This is a genomic window from Mycobacterium sp. NS-7484 (assembly GCF_001953975.1).
Classification (GTDB): Bacteria; Actinomycetota; Actinomycetes; order Mycobacteriales; family Mycobacteriaceae; genus Mycobacterium.
Genome location: NZ_MBEJ01000028.1, coordinates 191,408 through 207,369, shown reverse-complemented (window position 1 = coordinate 207,369; position 15,962 = coordinate 191,408). Strand labels below are relative to the sequence as shown.

14 protein-coding genes are annotated in these 15,962 nt (G+C 65.8%); 9 read left to right on the top strand and 5 right to left on the bottom strand.

The window, feature by feature from the left end:
* Positions 1–11: 11 nt before the first annotated feature.
* Positions 12–2,171: an Rv1355c family protein gene (locus A5733_RS07030; RefSeq protein ID WP_076239597.1), complete on the bottom strand. Its 2,160-nt coding sequence runs from the start codon at positions 2,169–2,171 to the stop codon at positions 12–14.
* A complete protein-coding gene (locus tag A5733_RS07025; RefSeq protein ID WP_076239596.1) occupies positions 2,168–2,923 on the bottom strand; it encodes a hypothetical protein in 756 nt (251 codons plus the stop codon). The genes A5733_RS07030 and A5733_RS07025 overlap by 4 nt, the downstream gene beginning before the upstream one ends.
* A 442-nt stretch (positions 2,924–3,365) precedes the next feature.
* On the opposite strand from A5733_RS07025, the gene purU reads away from it, so the two are divergent.
* The 4 genes from purU to A5733_RS07005 all read left to right on the top strand — a co-directional run bounded on the left by purU (position 3,366) and on the right by A5733_RS07005 (position 7,138).
* The gene (purU, locus tag A5733_RS07020) at positions 3,366–4,256 is read left to right on the top strand and encodes a formyltetrahydrofolate deformylase (protein WP_076239636.1); all 891 of its coding nucleotides are present in this window, start codon (positions 3,366–3,368) and stop codon (positions 4,254–4,256) included.
* Between the two features lie 22 nt (positions 4,257–4,278).
* On the top strand, positions 4,279–4,731 hold the full coding sequence (locus tag A5733_RS07015; protein ID WP_076239595.1) for a MaoC family dehydratase: 453 nt from the start codon (positions 4,279–4,281) through the stop codon (positions 4,729–4,731).
* A gap of 155 nt (positions 4,732–4,886) precedes the next feature.
* Complete coding sequence (locus A5733_RS07010) at positions 4,887–6,233, top strand: NAD(P)/FAD-dependent oxidoreductase (protein WP_076239594.1); 1,347 nt, start codon at positions 4,887–4,889, stop codon at positions 6,231–6,233.
* The gene (locus A5733_RS07005) at positions 6,230–7,138 is read left to right on the top strand and encodes an alpha/beta hydrolase (RefSeq protein ID WP_076239593.1); all 909 of its coding nucleotides are present in this window, start codon (positions 6,230–6,232) and stop codon (positions 7,136–7,138) included. The genes A5733_RS07010 and A5733_RS07005 overlap by 4 nt, the downstream gene beginning before the upstream one ends.
* Positions 7,139–7,217: 79 nt before the next feature.
* On the opposite strand, the gene A5733_RS07000 is transcribed toward A5733_RS07005, so the two are convergent.
* Genes A5733_RS07000 through A5733_RS06990 form a run of 3 tightly spaced genes read right to left on the bottom strand, consistent with a single transcriptional unit; the run spans position 7,218 to position 10,749 of the window.
* On the bottom strand, positions 7,218–8,708 hold the full coding sequence (locus tag A5733_RS07000) for a class I adenylate-forming enzyme family protein (RefSeq protein WP_076239592.1): 1,491 nt from the start codon (positions 8,706–8,708) through the stop codon (positions 7,218–7,220).
* A gap of 7 nt (positions 8,709–8,715) precedes the next feature.
* Positions 8,716–9,537 carry a mycofactocin-coupled SDR family oxidoreductase gene (locus tag A5733_RS06995; protein WP_076239591.1) on the bottom strand — a complete coding sequence of 274 codons (822 nt, stop codon included), beginning with the start codon at positions 9,535–9,537 and terminating at the stop codon, positions 8,716–8,718.
* Between the two features lie 30 nt (positions 9,538–9,567).
* Positions 9,568–10,749: an acyl-CoA dehydrogenase family protein gene (locus A5733_RS06990; protein ID WP_076239590.1), complete on the bottom strand. Its 1,182-nt coding sequence runs from the start codon at positions 10,747–10,749 to the stop codon at positions 9,568–9,570.
* Between the two features lie 114 nt (positions 10,750–10,863).
* Between A5733_RS06990 and fabG the strand changes: the two genes are divergently transcribed.
* From fabG to A5733_RS06965, 5 genes are all read left to right on the top strand, one after another.
* Entirely contained in the window at positions 10,864–11,604 is a 741-nt protein-coding gene (fabG, locus tag A5733_RS06985; RefSeq protein ID WP_076239589.1) for a 3-oxoacyl-ACP reductase FabG, read from the top strand.
* Positions 11,601–12,821: an acetyl-CoA C-acetyltransferase gene (locus A5733_RS06980; protein WP_076239588.1), complete on the top strand. Its 1,221-nt coding sequence runs from the start codon at positions 11,601–11,603 to the stop codon at positions 12,819–12,821. The genes fabG and A5733_RS06980 overlap by 4 nt, the downstream gene beginning before the upstream one ends.
* Entirely contained in the window at positions 12,818–14,011 is a 1,194-nt protein-coding gene (locus A5733_RS06975) for an acyl-CoA dehydrogenase family protein (RefSeq protein WP_067772536.1), read from the top strand. The genes A5733_RS06980 and A5733_RS06975 overlap by 4 nt, the downstream gene beginning before the upstream one ends.
* A 3-nt stretch (positions 14,012–14,014) precedes the next feature.
* The gene (locus A5733_RS06970; RefSeq protein WP_076239587.1) at positions 14,015–14,683 is read left to right on the top strand and encodes a GntR family transcriptional regulator; all 669 of its coding nucleotides are present in this window, start codon (positions 14,015–14,017) and stop codon (positions 14,681–14,683) included.
* A 90-nt stretch (positions 14,684–14,773) separates the two neighbouring features.
* Positions 14,774–15,961 (top strand): CaiB/BaiF CoA-transferase family protein, encoded by a 1,188-nt coding sequence (locus A5733_RS06965; RefSeq protein ID WP_076239586.1) that lies wholly within the window; start codon positions 14,774–14,776, stop codon positions 15,959–15,961.
* The last annotated feature ends 1 nt before the right edge of the window (position 15,962 follow it).

The following is a 15,962-nucleotide window of genomic DNA, read 5'->3' as shown; positions in this document are numbered from 1 at the left end:
CAACATCCGGCTCAGCCGTGCAGCGGCGTCGAACCCGTCCGGACCCGACGTCGGCTGCGGACGGTGGGCCGCGGCGCGTAGGACAATCTCAGTACCAACGCCTGCGACTCGTCGCGTTCGGTGCACGTCAACCTGCGAAAAGCGTACTGGAGTTCGCGCAGCGCGTCGGCATGGTGTTCCGAGAGTTCCTGACGGTCCCCGTCGTCGTGGGCGTAGAGAAACACCGGCGACACCGGCTGGACTCCGAGCGCGTGTTTCTGGGCCTGGACCCACACCGCCTCCACCGCCGACCCGGCCAGGGCATAGTCGGTCAGCCGGCGGCCGCGAACGGAGACCACCGCCAAAGCAGAGCTGGAGGTGACCCGCTCATAGGTGTCGTCGCCGAGGGCCGCGCCGGCATTCCAGTCCGACAACTTCGCCATCACGTCGGACCGGCGCAGGATGTCCAGCACCACCACGTCGGTCGGGTCCAACCCCAGCGTGATGACCTCGATGCCCGTATCGGGTTCCGGGTCGCCGGGCCAGCGCAGTTCCGAGATCATTTCCCGGTGCAGGGTCGGGGTCAGATAGCGGAGCCGGTCGGTTTCGGCGAGTAGCCGTGCGGCCGTTTCCATCTCGGCGCGGTCGGTCAGGATCGTCAGCTCGGCGCCCTCACCGCGTGCGGCGGTACGCAGATCCTCGAGGACATCGGCGGGAATCGCCGCCGCCGTGCCGCGCAACCGGTTGGTTTCGCGGGCCAGCATCGGTTGGTACAACTCGGCCAGTTCCGGGGCGGCCCCCGGGGCGAATTCCGCGATCCCGTACAACGGGGTCCCCTCGTCGCCGCGTGACCACTGCACCTGCCCGGTCAGGCCGTGGGCTGCCGCGGCCACCCGAGCATTGAAGGCCGCCGCGCCCAGCGCCACGGCACTGCCGCGATAACCGACGTCCATTGTCGTCGTGCAGTTGGTGTCGAGTCGGAGGCTGATCCGGTTGTCCCTGGCCTCGATGTGCCACGGTTGGACATTGCCGCCCGAGGGGGCCCGCCCGGCTGCGTGAGCGAGAACGTCTGCGACGGTGACCGGTTCGGGCTCGTGGGGCGCGGGCGCAGGTTCCGGTGTCGAAGCCGACAGCGTGACCAGGGGATCGCCGATCTGATCCAGCGCATCGGCAACATCGACGCGGACCCGGCCGGACGGCATCGGCTCACCCAGTCCGATGCGGCGCACGGCATTGGCCACGACGGTGGCGCCGAGGACGACCTCCGCGGCGAGCTGGGGCCAGGTGGTCAGTGTCTTGCCGACCTCGACCAGCGATGCCGCCATCCGGGGAGACAGCTCCGACGCGTCGAGAATCCGCAGGACGTGTGGCACCTTGTCCTTGCTGTCGAGCCCGGCCAGATCAGCGGCGGCGATGTCACCGAGCAGACCGTGCAGGATCGGACGTGCGGGTTCCAGGTCGAACCGTTCGACGTCGAGCAACCCGCGGTCGCCCGTCGTCATCACCACGGGCAGTCGTCGAGCTCGCGCCTGTTCTCGGACAAGCACTTTCGCATCAAGGGAGTCACACTCCTCGACGACGATGTCCAGGCCGTGCAGGAAGTCACCGATCGACTCCGGTACCGCGCCGTTGCGGTCGATCCGCACCTCGATGTACGGATCGATCTCGGCGATCCTGCGTGCCGCGACCACGGCCTTGTTCACGCCGAGATCGAAGACGGTGCCGGGCACCCGGTTGAGGTTCGCCAGCTCGAGTTCGTCGAAGTCGGTCAGGCGAATCTCGCCGCACAGACCTTCCGTGGCGAGGTTGTAGGCGATGGCGTGTCCGACGCTGAGCCCGACGACACCGATTCGCAGGTTCGACAGGCGGTGCTGCTCTTCGGCGCTGATGAGATTCCGATTGCGGTCCAGGCGTAACCGTTTGAACGCCGCAGGCCCCAGAATGTGGACCACGCAGCGGCGCCACGGGTAGTAAACCCATCGGGTCGGCTCGTCTGAGACCTCGGCCTCCACCGCCGGCACGAGCCCGCGCAGCGCAGCTCGCTGTCCGTGACAGCTGTCGACCACGGTGATCCGCGAATCCCGACGCAGCCGCTCCAGGGTGTCCTCGTCGTCGACGAAGAGCGCGCGGTACTGATCGGAATCTTCGAGGGCGGTCAGCTCGGAAGTCTCGTTGTGGTTCCCGTGGGTCATCGCCCCGCCGCGCTGGACGTGAGGGCGTCGAAGCCGACAGCTCCGGTGCGCGGGGCGATTCGCTGCGCTTCGGTGAAGTATCGCGCCAGCTGTCGGGCATCGGCGTGATTGGCGAATGTGCGACGATCCCACCACATCATCTTGGTCTGATAGCGCTCGTCCGGATAAGGAGTCGCCGGGATTTTGGCCGCCAGTACACCGCCCGATGAGAGCCAGCGTTTCAGCACGTAGGCAGCAGCTGTGGCCATTGCGAACTGAATGTTGAGCAGGGTCATGGAATGCAGCGGCATACGCGCCAGCGTATCGGTGAGTGCGCGGCTCTGTTCGGGGTCGTCGCACACCCAGGCGGTCTTCATCTCGACCACTCCGAAAGGCAGACGGTCGCCGATCATTTTGCGCACGGAATCCAAGCCGGGCTGGCCGGCCCATTCGACGACGGCGTGGCTTTCGTCGATGTTTCGGTAAGGGCCTTTGGCGCGAAGGCCACCGACCACCCGTCCCGAGGTGTTGATCCCGACACAAAACAGCGCCGTATCGTCGCCTGTCTCTAGGGCTTTGGCGTCCAGTGCTTGTTCCACCCCATGTTTGCGGTAGTTAGCCTGGGCGCCGCGAACATATTCGTTCCACAGTTCGCGCTCCACGCCCGGACGTGCCACCACAATGGTGCACTCGCTGTCGGGGTCCCACCAGGTTGGGCTTTCGTCCAGTGCGACGGAGGTGCGGCCGGCGGCATCGAGTTGGGGAGCAGTCATCTGGGATCCATTTCGTCGGTCAACCGCACCTTCCAACTGGAGCGGCTGATTGGTGCGCAGCACGGTTGTGCGAATACGTGTGTTGAGTATCGCGCCGCATAGCCTTGAAATTCCAGCGAGCGCGTAAAACTTGTCCAGTCCTATGTTGAATTCGATGTGCCGGTCATGGAATTACTCGCGGGTACATGCAAATTTGGCAAATTCAGGAAACCCTATTTAGGCCGTATATCGCCGTATCGGGCCGAGTTGTGGCAAAAAATCGTTATTTGCGCCGACGTCGAATTGCCTTGGCGGTGTCGGCGGGGGCGCGTTTTGCTGTGTCAGTGCCCAGCCAGCCCCCACCCGCTACGGTTCGCCGTCGGGTGCGCTCGGTTTGGGGCGGCTTCGGCGATAACGCCGAGTTGCTCAACCGCCGGCCGGCGCAGATGAGATTCTGGTGGCGATGACACAGGAGTACCCGAAAACAAGCGCCCTCCCCGCCCAGGACATCGGCAGGTTATTGCTGCGTTGCGCGGACCGACCCGGCCTCGTCGCGGCCATCAGCGGCTTTCTCACCGACGCCGGGGCGAACATCGTGTCGTTGGATCAGCACTCCACCGAAGAGTCCGGCGGCACGTTCATGCAGCGCACGATCTTCCACCTGCCGGGCCTGGCGGCGGCGCGTGAGCGATTGGAACAGGACTTCGACGCGCAGGTGGCCTCCCCATTCGGGATCGATTACCGCCTCACCGAGGCTTCTAAACCCAAACGGGTGGCGTTGATGGCCTCCCGTGAGGACCACTGTTTGCTCGACCTCTTGTGGCGCAACCGGCGCGGGGAGCTCGACATGTCGGTGGCCATGGTCATCTCGAACCATCCCGACCTGGCGGATCAAGTCCGCGCCTTCGGCGTGCCCTACCTCTACGTTCCGGCGACCCGCGACAATCGGGCCGAAGCCGAGCAACGGCTGCTGGAACTGTTGCGCGGCAACGTCGATCTGGTGGTGCTGGCCCGGTATATGCAGATCCTCACCCCGGAGTTCCTCGATGCCGTGGGCTGCCCCCTGATCAACATCCACCACTCGTTCCTGCCGGCGTTCATCGGCGCGGCCCCGTACCGCCGGGCCAAGGAACGCGGGGTCAAGTTGGTCGGGGCGACAGCGCATTACGTCACCGGCGATCTGGATGAAGGTCCGATCATCGAGCAGGACGTGGTCCGCGTGGATCACCGCCACTCGGTCGGTGACCTGGCCCGCTTGGGGGCCGATGTCGAACGGCTGGTGTTGGCGCGGGCGGTGCTGTGGCACTGTGAGGACCGCGTGATCCGGTTCGGGAATCAGACCGTAGTCTTCTGAGCACGGTTCGAGAGGAGTGAGCGTGAAAGTCTTCAATGGTCTTGACGAGTTCGTGGCGGCGGCCGGTAGCGAGCTGGGCCCCACCGACTGGATGGAGATCACCCAGGATCGGGTGAACCTGTTCGCCGACGCCACCGATGACCATCAGTGGATTCACGTCGACCCCGAGAAGGCGGCCGGCGGTCCGTTCGGGGGGGCCATCGCGCACGGCCTGTTGACGCTGTCACTCCTGCCGCATTTCACCCATCAGCTCTATCGTGTCGACAACATCGCGATGGCGATCAACTACGGCTACAACAAGGTTCGGTTCATCACGCCCGTGCGGGTCGGGGCCAAGGTGCGTGCGCGGGCGGCGATCGCCGACGTCGCCCAGCTCGACGGCGCGGTGCAGGCCACCATGACGGTCACGGTCGAGATCGAGGGCTCGGACAAGCCCGCTGCCGTCGCCGAGTCGATCATTCGCTTCATCGGCTGACCCTCTTTTCGCGAGCAGTCACAAACCCGCACCAAAACTGGGCTTTTGGTGCGGGTTTGTGTCTGTTCGTGCGCTTTCTGACAGTTGTCAGAATCCGTTGACGCCCGTCAAACGCTGCTGTTAGTGTTCTGCATCACAACGTGAGGAGCACTGGGTTGGCGCATTCACTTCCGCGGACGGCGATCATCGGCGCAGGCATCAGCGGGCTCACCGCGGGGAAGATGCTCAAGGACTACCGGGTGCCGTACACGACGTTCGAGACATCGGACCGCGTCGGCGGCAACTGGGCCTTCCGGAATCCGAACGGACACAGCAGTGCCTATCGCTCCCTGCACATCGACACCAGCAAGCATCGGTTGTCGTTCAAGGACTTTCCGATACCCGAGCACTTCCCGTCGTTCCCGCATCACTCCGACATCAAGGCCTATCTCGACGCCTACGCGAACGCCTTCGGACTGCTCGACCACATCGAGTTCAACAACGGCGTGGTGCATGCGGCCCGTCGCGACGGCGGCGGATGGGAGATCGAGGACCAGGCCGGTGCCCGCCGCGAGTTCGACCTGCTCGTCGTCGCCAACGGTCACCACTGGGATCCGCGACTGCCGGAGTTCCCGGGAACATTCACCGGTGCGTCGATCCATTCTCACCACTACATCGACCCGAAGGAACCGCTCGAGCTGACCGGCAAGCGAATCCTGGTGGTGGGTATCGGTAACAGTGCCGCCGACATCACCGTCGAGCTGTCGTCGAAATCGCTGCAGAACCGGGTGACGCTGTCCACCCGGTCGAGCGCGTGGATCGTGCCGAAATACATTGCCGGACAACCGGGTGACAAGTACTTCCGCACCAATCCCTACATTCCGTTGTCGTGGCAGCGCAAGCTGGTGCAATTGATCGCGCCTGCCCTCGGCACCGATCCGACGATGTACGGGTTGCCCGCGCCGAATCACAAACTGTTCGAGGCACACCCGACGCAATCGGTGGAATTGCCGCTGCGGCTCGGCTCCGGTGACGTCATCCCGAAACCCAATGTGTCCCGATTGGACGGTGACACCGTGCATTTCGAGGACGGCACCAGTGACGTCTTCGACGTGATCGTCTATGCCACCGGCTACAACATCACGTTCCCGTTCTTCGACCCGGGACTGATCAGTGCTCCGGACAATCACATCCGGCTTTACAAGCGGATGTTCAAGCCCGGCATGGACGATCTGGTGTTCATGGGTTTTGCGCAGGCCATCCCGACACTGTTCCCGTTCGTCGAGTGCCAGTCCCGGCTGCTGGCGGCCTATGCGGTCGGTCGATATGCACTGCCCTCGGCAGCGGAGATGGAGCGGGTGATCGATGCCGATCAGCAGCTGCACGCCGGACACTGCACCGACCGGCCTCGGCACACCCAGCAGGTGGACTACTTCTACTACGAACACGACATCCGCGCCCGTGAATTGCCCGCCGGTGCGAAGCGGGCTGCCGGCAGAGAGCGTGTGGGGGTGACGGCATGACCTACACCGAGCTCACGTTCTACTCGGTGGGTGAGCGGTGCAGTGCATGGCATTTCACCGCCGCGGGCGACGGCTTCACCGGCCCGTCCGGGCGGCCGGTCGTGGTGATGGCACACGGCTTCGGTGGCACCAAGGATTCGGGTCTGCAACCCTTCGCCGAACGGTTCAGTGGAGCCGGCCTGGACGTGCTGGCGTTCGACTACCGGGGTTTCGGCGCCTCCGATGGGCGACCGCGCCAAAGTGTTTCGGTCGATCGGCAGATGGCGGATTACACCGCCGCGATCACCGCGGCCCAAGGCCTACCGGGTGTCGACCCTCGGCGGGTGTTGTTATGGGGCTCGTCGTTCTCCGGCAGTCACGTGCTGCGGGTGGCTGCGCAATGTGCCGACGTGGCCGCCGTGATCGGGATGACGCCGTTGACCAGTGGGCTGGCCGCCAGCCGGGCGGCAGTGGCGCACCGCGACGTCGCATCAGCGCTGCGCTGGACGCTGGCGGGGGTGAAGAGCCGGGTGTCGGTGGCCCGGGGCGGGCGGCCGACATTGATGCCCCTGGCGGCCAAACCGGGAGAGGCCGGCGCGCTGGCGCTCGACGGCGCGTACGACAGCTACACCGCGATCGCCGGACCGACGTGGCGCAATGAAGTTGATTCGGCGATTGGCATGGAGCTGGTGCAGATCCGCACCGGCGCCGCGGCCAAGGCGCTGAAATGCCCGGTGTTGATTCAGATTGCCGATTTCGACCGGTTCGTGCCGGCCAACTCGGTGATGAAGACGGCGGTGCAGGCCCGCGCGCAGATCCATCACTACCCATGCGATCACTTCGACGTCTGGCCGGGACACGACTGGTTCGAGACCGCCGCCGACGACCAGGTGAAGTTCTTGACCCGCACGTTGGCCACGGCGTGACTTTCTCCCGCGAGCAGACACAAAACCGTAGCTTCTTACGCGAAAAGGTACGGTTTTGCGTCTGCTCGCGGGGGAAAAGTTAGGGGCGGTACAGCACGGCGACGTCGTCGGGCCGCACCTTGAGCGCCGCATTGCGCGGGAGTGCGTCGACAACCGTCACGGCCACCGGCACGTGATGGCTCGGGAGTGCTTCGCGGACCAGGTCTTTCAACTCGTCCTCGGTCGGCGCCACAGCGCCTCGTCTCAGCTCAACTGCGGCGAACGGCACCTGACCCAGGCGGGCATCGGGGACACCCACCACGCAAGCGTCGAGCACGCTGGGGTGTGAGATCAGTACCCGCCGAACCGTTTCCGGAAGAATCTTGAACCCACCACGGTTGATCGCCCCGTCGCCCCGGCCGTGCAGGGTCACGAACCCGTCCTCGTCCATCGACGCCAGATCCGTGGTGCGCACCCAGTCCGGTCCGATGACCTCGACGCTGGCTTCCAGCAGTCCGACGCTGCCGGTCGGCACCTCGGCCCCGGTGTCCGGGTCGATGATACGAACGCGCACGCCGGGTAGGGGAGGGCCCACGCTGTCGGGTTTGTCGGCGCCGTAGCGCTGATATAACTCCGGTGTCCAGCTGCACACCGAGCCGGCGAATTCCGTTGCCCCATAGGCCCACAGCAGTGGGATTCCGTAGCGGATCTCGAATTCCGCGCGCAGTTCCGGCTCCAACGGGCCGGAGCCACCGGAGAGCCCCTCCAGGGAGGCCAGGTCCTCGGGCGCGACGTCGGCCTGCAGCAACATCCGGATGATGGCCGGTTGCACTCCGGCCCGGGTGATCCGGTGCGTCTTGACGGCGCGCACCCACTCGTCGACGCTGAATTTCTCCAGCAGCACCATGCGTTTACCCGCGCATGGCGCGGCCAACAGTTGGCAGACGCCGATGCTGCCGAACGGCCAGTACACCAGGGCCGGCGGGGTGTCCGGTCCGACCGCTTCGGTGCCTGAGCCGATCGTCATGCTCAGCACGGTGTGCGCAAGGACCTTGGTGGCCACCGGGATTCGCTTGGGTGGGCCGGTGGTGCCGCTGGTCAGGATGTGCAGGCCGGCCTGCTCCAGCTTAGGATCGTGACGACGGCCCGGCTGCCGGGGCGTCATGACCCCGACCGCAAGGGGATCGTCGGACAGCGAGAGGACGGCGGAGCCCACTGAGCGCACCGCGGTGTCGAGTTCCGGTGTCAAGTCGTCGACCTCGGCCAGGATCGCCGGCAATTTCAGGCTTTCGACGTCCCGCGCGATCCCGGAGGCCGACTGATACGAGTAGATCATCACCACCGGCCGTCGGCTGGCGATGAACCCCAGGATGGCTGCGGCGTGAGGAACCCGATTGCGAACCACGATGCCGACCGGCTCATCCGCCGTGACTCCGGCGGCAGTCAGGGCACCGTCGATGCGCTCGATGAAATCCGTGATCGCGTTGCCCGAGTACCACTTTCGGGAAAACTCGATGAACGGCCGATCGCCGTACCGCTTGAGTCCGGCTGCCAGCGCGTCGGCGAAGTCGGTACCGATGGGGCTGGACACGGCGGTCTCAGAACTGGGTGGAGCCCAGGTCGACGGCCACCTTGCTGGCGGTGACGAACCGCGACTCGTCACTGGCCAGCCAGCAGGCGGCGTCGGCGATGTCCTCGGGTTCGGCGATCCAGTCCGGCAGGAACGGTGTGACCATCTGCATCAAACCGGGGTTGGTCTCATTGGCCCGGTTGAGTGCGGCCATCATGTCGCCGGTGCCCATCGGGGTGTTGACCGCGCCGGGATGCAGGCTGTTGACCCGGATTCGGTGCTTGCCCAACTCGGCAGCGAAGGCGCGGGCCAGCCCGGTGACACCGTGCTTGCTGGCGGTGTAGTGCACCATGAACGGCTGCATCTTGATCCCGGCCGCGGAGCTGATCAGGATGATCGAGCCGCCGCGGCCGCCGTCGATGATGTGCTGAGCCCCGGCGATCACGGTGTTCCAGGTGCCCGTCAGGTTGATGTCGATGACGTCGCGGAACGATTCGGGGGTGGTCTCGTTCCACGCCTCGGGCACGGTGATGCCGGCATTGGCGACGATGATGTCGAGCCGACCGAACTCGGCCACCCCCTTGTCGACCACGGCCCGCAGCGCGTCGAGATCGCGAGTGTCGGCGGTGGCAGCCAGGATTCGCTTACCGGTGGCCTCGACCAGGCGCACGGTTTCGGCCAGGTCTTCGGGGGTCGCCGAGTCGTAGGGCACGCTCGGCGGCAGCGGCGCGGCGATGTCGATCGCGATGATGTCGGCGCCCTCCTTGGCCATTCGGACGGCGTGTGCGCGTCCCTGGCCACGGGCAGCTCCGGTGATGAACGCGACCTTTCCGGCCAGCCGCTTGGTCATGAATTCTCCTTAAGGGGTCTGCGGATGGGTTCAGAGCTGACGTTGGGCGGCCTTGACCAGGCCGCCGCCGATGATGAGTCGCTGGATCTCGCTGGTGCCCTCATAGAGGCGCAGCAGGCGGACCTCGCGGTAGATGCGCTCGACCGGTACCTCACGCATGTAGCCGGTACCGCCGTGGATCTGGACCGCGAGATCCGCGACATTGCCGGCCATTTCGGTGCAGAACAGCTTGGCGGCTGACGGGGCGATGCGACGGTCTTCGCCGGACACCCACTTGGCGGCGGCATCGCGCACCAACGCACGTCCGGCCATCACCCCGGTCTGCTGATCGGCGATCATCGCTTGCACGAGTTGGAAACTGCCGATCGGTTGACCGCCCTGGGTGGCCGCGGCAGCGTAGGCAACCGATTCGTCGAGGGCGCGCTGGGCGGATCCGACGGCGAGCGCGGCGATGTGGACCCGGCCCCGGGCCAGGGAGGTCATGGCGGCGCGGTAGCCGACGTCCTCGCTGCCGCCGACGAGCGCGGCGTCGGGCACCCGCACGTCGGTGAAGGTGACGTCGGCGGTCCAGGCGCCTTCCTGGCCCATCTTGGCGTCCTTGACGCCGACCTCGACACCGGCTGCCTCGGCCGGCACCAGGAACACCGCGATACCCGCTCCGTTTTCGTCGGCGGGCCGGGTGCGGGCGAACACCACGAACAGGTTGGCGGTGGGGGCGTTGGTGATGAACCGCTTCTGGCCGTCGATCACCCAGTCATCACCGTCGCGAATAGCCTTGGTGCGCAAGCCTGCCGGGTTGGATCCCGCTCCGGGTTCGGTCAGCGCGAAGGAGGCCACGACGTCACCGGAGGCAATGCCCTCCAGCCATCGGGTCTTCTGTTCGTCGGTGCCGAAGCCGACGAGAACCTGCCCGGCGATGCCGTTGTTGGTGCCGAACATTGATCGCAAGGCCAGCGAGGTGTAGCCGAATTCCATTGCCAGCTCGACGTCTTGGGCCAGGTTGAGACCCAAGCCGCCCCACTGTTGGGGGATCGCATAGCCGAACAGCCCCATGTCCTTGGCTTGCTGGCGCAGGTCGTCGGGCACGGTGTCGGTGGCCAGGATCTCGTTCTCGCGCGGCACCACGGCGGTGCGGATGAAGCTGCGGGTCTGCGCCAAGATCTCGGCGAAATCCTCGTCGCTGACTTCGGCGGGGGCCGCGGTGGTGGTCACAGGGCAGGCTCCATTTCTTCGCGCGGAATCCGGCGGGGTGATGACTTGCAATATCGTATATGAAATATGATCCTAGGCTGACAGAGCCCCCGGGATCGAAAGTTAGGTGATCAGGTGTCGTTGCTGACCGGTCAGACTGCAGTGGTGACAGGCGGTGCCCAGGGTCTGGGCCTGGCCATTGCGCGGCGTTTCATCGACGAGGGCGCCCGGGTGGTGCTCGGCGACGTCAACCTCGAGGCCACCGAGGCTGCCGCCCAGGAACTGGGTGGCCCGGACGTCGCGACGGCGGTGCGCTGTGACGTCACGTCCTCCGCTGAGGTCGAGGCGCTCGTGCAGGCCGCCGTCGAGCGATTCGGCGGGCTGGACATCATGGTGAACAACGCGGGCATCACCCGTGACGCCACCCTGCGCAAGATGACCGAGGAGCAGTTCGACCAGGTCATCGCGGTGCACCTGAAGGGCACCTGGAACGGCACCAAATCGGCGGCAGCGATCATGCGGGAAAACAAGCGCGGCGCGATCGTCAACATGTCCTCGATCTCGGGCAAGGTCGGCCTGGTCGGCCAGACCAACTACTCGGCGGCCAAGGCCGGCATCGTCGGCATGACCAAGGCGTCGGCGAAGGAACTCGCGCATCTCGGGGTCAGGGTCAACGCCATCCAGCCGGGGCTGATCCGCTCGGCGATGACCGAGGCTATGCCGCAACGGATTTGGGACGAGAAGCTGGCCGAGATCCCGATGGGTCGTGCCGGTGAACCCGATGAAGTGGCCAAGGTGGCGCTGTTCTTGGCCAGTGACCTGTCGTCGTACATGACCGGGACCGTGCTCGAGGTGACCGGCGGTCGGCACGTATGAGCACTCCCGAGGCGGTCATCTGCGAACCGGTCCGCACCGCGATCGGCCGCTACGGCGGCATGTTCAAGTCGTTGAGCGCCGTCGACCTCGGCGTCGTCGCCCTCAAAGGCCTGTTGGAACGCACCGGGGTGGCACCGGATCAGGTGCAGGACGTGATTCTGGGCCACTGCTATCCCAACAGTGAGGCCCCGGCCATTGGCCGCGTGGTGGCACTCGACGCCGGCCTGCCGATCACAGTCCCCGGGATGCAGGTCGACCGGCGCTGCGGCTCCGGGCTGCAGGCCGTGATCCAGGCCTGTATGCAAGTCCGCAGCGGTGACAACGATCTGGTGATCGCCGGCGGCGCCGAAAGCATGAGCAACGTCGCGTTCTACTCCACCGACATGCGCTGGGGCAGTGCACGTTCCGGGGTGCAGATCCACGACGGCCTCGCCCGCGGTCGTACGACCGCCGGTGGACAGTTCTACCCGGTGCCCGGCGGCATGTTGGAGACCGCCGAGAATTTGCGTCGCGAGTACGGCATCACCCGCGCCGAGCAGGACGAGCTCGCGGTGCGGTCGCATCGCAGCGCGGTGGCCGCCCAGGAATCCGGCGTGCTGACCGAGGAGATCATCCCGGTGACCGTTCGCGACCGAAAAGGCGAGCAGCTCATCGACACCGATGAGCACCCCCGTGCCGACACCACGGTCGAGGTTCTGGCCAAGCTCAAACCCGTTCTGCTCACACAGGATCCAGAGGCCACCGTGACGGCCGGGAACTCCAGCGGTCAGAACGACGCCGCGTCCATGTGCATCGTCACCACCCCGGAGAAGGCCGCCGAGCTCGGACTAAGGCCGCTCGTGCGGCTGGTGTCGTGGGGTTCGGCCGGGGTGGCGCCCAACGTCATGGGCATCGGACCGGTGCCGGCCACCGAGGCGGCTCTGGCCAAAGCCGGTCTGCAACTGAGCGACATCGATTTGATCGAACTCAACGAGGCCTTCGCCGCCCAGGCGCTCGCCGTGATGAAGGAGTGGAAGTTCGGCGACGCCGACTTCGAGCGCACCAACGTCCGGGGGTCCGGGATCTCGCTGGGGCATCCGGTGGGGGCGACGGGCGGCCGCATGCTGGCCACCCTGGCCCGGGAGCTCGATCGGCGTCAGGCCCGCTACGGGTTGGAGACCATGTGCATCGGCGGCGGCCAGGGGCTCGCCGCGGTTTTCGAGAGGGTGGCATCGTGACCAGACTTGCGCAGACGCTGGGACTCACCGAGTTCCAGACCGAGATCGTTGCGACGGTACGGCAATTCGTCGACAAAGAGGTGATCCCGACCGCGCAGGAGCTCGAGCACTCGGACACCTACCCGCAGGCCATCGTCGATCAGATGAAGGACATGGGCCTGTTCGGGTTGATGATTCCCGAGGAGTACGGCGGGCTCGGCGAATCGCTGCTCACCTACGCGTTGTGTGTCGAGGAGCTGGCGCGCGGTTGGATGAGCGTGTCGGGGGTGATCAACACCCACTTCATCGTCGCGTACATGATCCGGCAGCACGGGACCGACGCGCAGAAGCAGAACTTCCTGCCCCGCATGGCCACCGGCGAGACCCGCGGGGCGTTCTCGATGTCCGAGCCCGAGCTGGGTTCGGACGTGGCGGCCATTCGGACCCGGGCCGCCAAACAGCCCGACGGCGATTACCTCATCAGCGGTCAGAAGATGTGGCTGACCAACGGTGGCAGTTCCACCCTGGTGGCCGCGCTGGTGCGCACCGACGAGGGTGCCGACAAACCGCACCGCAACCTGACGGCGTTCCTGGTCGAAAAGCCCACTGGCTTCGGCGAAGTCGTTCCGGGACTGACCATTCCGGGCAAGCTCGACAAGCTCGGCTACAAGGGCATCGACACCACCGAGTTGATCTTCGATGGTTACCGCGCCAGCGCGGACGACGTTCTCGGTGGCGTGACCGGCCAGGGCTTCTTCCAGATGATGGACGGGGTCGAGGTCGGTCGCGTCAACGTCTCGGCCCGCGCCTGTGGAGTGGGCATCCGGGCCTTCGAGTTGGCGGTGCGCTATGCGCAGCAGCGGGAGACGTTCGGCAAGCCGATCGCCGAGCACCAGGCGGTGGCCTTCCAATTGGCCGAGATGGCAACCAAAGTCGAGGCCGCCCACCTGATGATGGTCAACGCCGCCCGACTCAAGGACTCCGGTGAGCGCAACGACGTCGCCGCCGGGATGGCGAAGTACCTGGCCAGTGAGTTCTGCTCGGAGGTCACCCAGCAGAGTTTCCGGATCCACGGCGGGTACGGCTACTCCAAGGAATACGAGGTCGAGCGGCTGATGCGGGATGCCCCGTTCCTGCTGATCGGTGAGGGCACCAGCGAGATCCAGAAGAACATCATCAGCAAGCGGCTGCTCTCCGACTATCGGGTCTGAGCCGTGTCCATCCCCGATTTCGCTTCTCGGCCACAGTTGGCCGAGGACGTGGCGCGATTGATCCGGAGACGGATCTTCGACGGCACCTATCCGGCAGGCAATTACATCCGGCTTGAGCAACTCGCGGCCGAGTTGGGAATCAGCGTGACGCCGGTGCGGGAAGCGTTGTTCGGCCTGCGCACCGAGGGTCTGCTGACCCAGCAGCCCCGCCGCGGGTTCCTGGTGCTGCCGGTGACCCGCCGCGACATCGATGACGTAGCCGGTGTCCAGGCCCACATCGGTGGTCAGCTGGCGTCGCGGGCCGCGGCGCAGATCACCGACAGCCAGCTCGACGAACTCGACCGGATTCAGGGTGAGCTGGAAGATGCCTACGCGCACAATGATCATGAGGCGGCGGTCCGGCTCAACCACGCATTCCACCGCGGGGTCAATCGCGCGGCCGAGTCACCAAAACTGGCCCAACTGATGTCCCAGATCACCCGGTACGCACTGGAATCGGTGTACCCGACGGTCGAGGGTTGGCCCGAACAGTCCACCCACGACCATCGCCGGATCCTCGCCGCGCTGAGGGCGCGGGACGGGGATTCGGCCCGTGCGGCGATGGCCGAACATCTGTGTGCGGCCTCCAAACCGCTCACTGATCATCTCGACCGGCTCGGCGTGCTGGAGTAGCGATTTATCCCGCGAGCAGACACAAACCCGTACATCTCGGTGCAAAAATGTACGGGTTTGCGTCTGCTCGCCGAAGGAAGGTGAGCCAGGATGGCAGGAGTTCTCGACGGGATCCGCGTGCTCGATTACGGCAGGTTCATCGCCGCACCGTGGTGCAGCGCGATCCTGGCCGATATGGGAGCCGACGTGTTGCGGGTGGAGAAACGTGAAGGCGGCGAGGATCGTTGGGTGCAGGCGGTCACCGAAGGCGGTGAGGGCGGCACGTTCCTGCAGTGCAACCGCAACAAGCGTTCCCTGACCCTGGACTCCACGACGGCCGAGGGCGCCGAGATCACCCGCCGGCTGATGGCGAGCGCTGACATCGTGATCGCCAACATGCCCGCGGCCGGGATGCGAGCCAGCGGACTGGACTACGAAACGCTCAAGGCGGTCAAGCCGGACATCATCCTGGCCAGTGCCACCGCCTACGGGGAGGGCGGCCCTTACAGCGAGAAGATCGGCTTCGACGGGGCCGGACAGGTGATGTCGGGAGCGGTGTACCGGCAGGGCCTACCCGATCAGCCGATCCGAACCGTGGTGCCGTACGCGGACTTCGGCACCGCGCTCACGTTGGCGATCGGGGTGATGATGGCGTTGTATCACCGTGATCGCACCGGCCAGGGCCAGCACGTGGAGGGTGCGCTGCTGCCCACCGCGCTGATGCTGTCCAACGCGTTCCTGATCGAACGGGAACTGCTGCAGGTGGACAAGCCTCGGATGGGCAACAAGGGCGCGTCCGTCGCGCCGTGTGATCTGTACCGCACTGCCGACGACCAGTGGGTGCTGCTGCAGGTGGCCGGGCAGCCGATGTTCAAGCGTTGGTGCCGTCTGGTGGGCCGCGAAGAACTATTCGACGACCCGCGGTTCGCCAACGACGACATCCGCTGGGCCAACGGCGACATCCTCAACGACATCATGGCGCAGTGGTGTGCCGACAAGACCAAGGCTGACGTGTTGGCGTTGCTGGAGAAGGCGAAAATGCCTGCCGCACCCCTACATTCCACACAGGACGTTCTCGACGACCCTCATGTACAGGCCATGGGCTACCTGAAGCGGGTCCCGTTCCCGGGTGCGTCGCGGGACGTGCCGATCGTCGAAACCCCGTTCCGGCTGTCGGAGACACCGGGCACTATTCGACGCCGGGCCCCGCTGTTGGGCGAGCACACCGATGAAGTGCTCGGTGAGATCGGTTACGACGCTGCACAGATCGCCGACCTGCGGGCGAACCAGATCGTGTGAC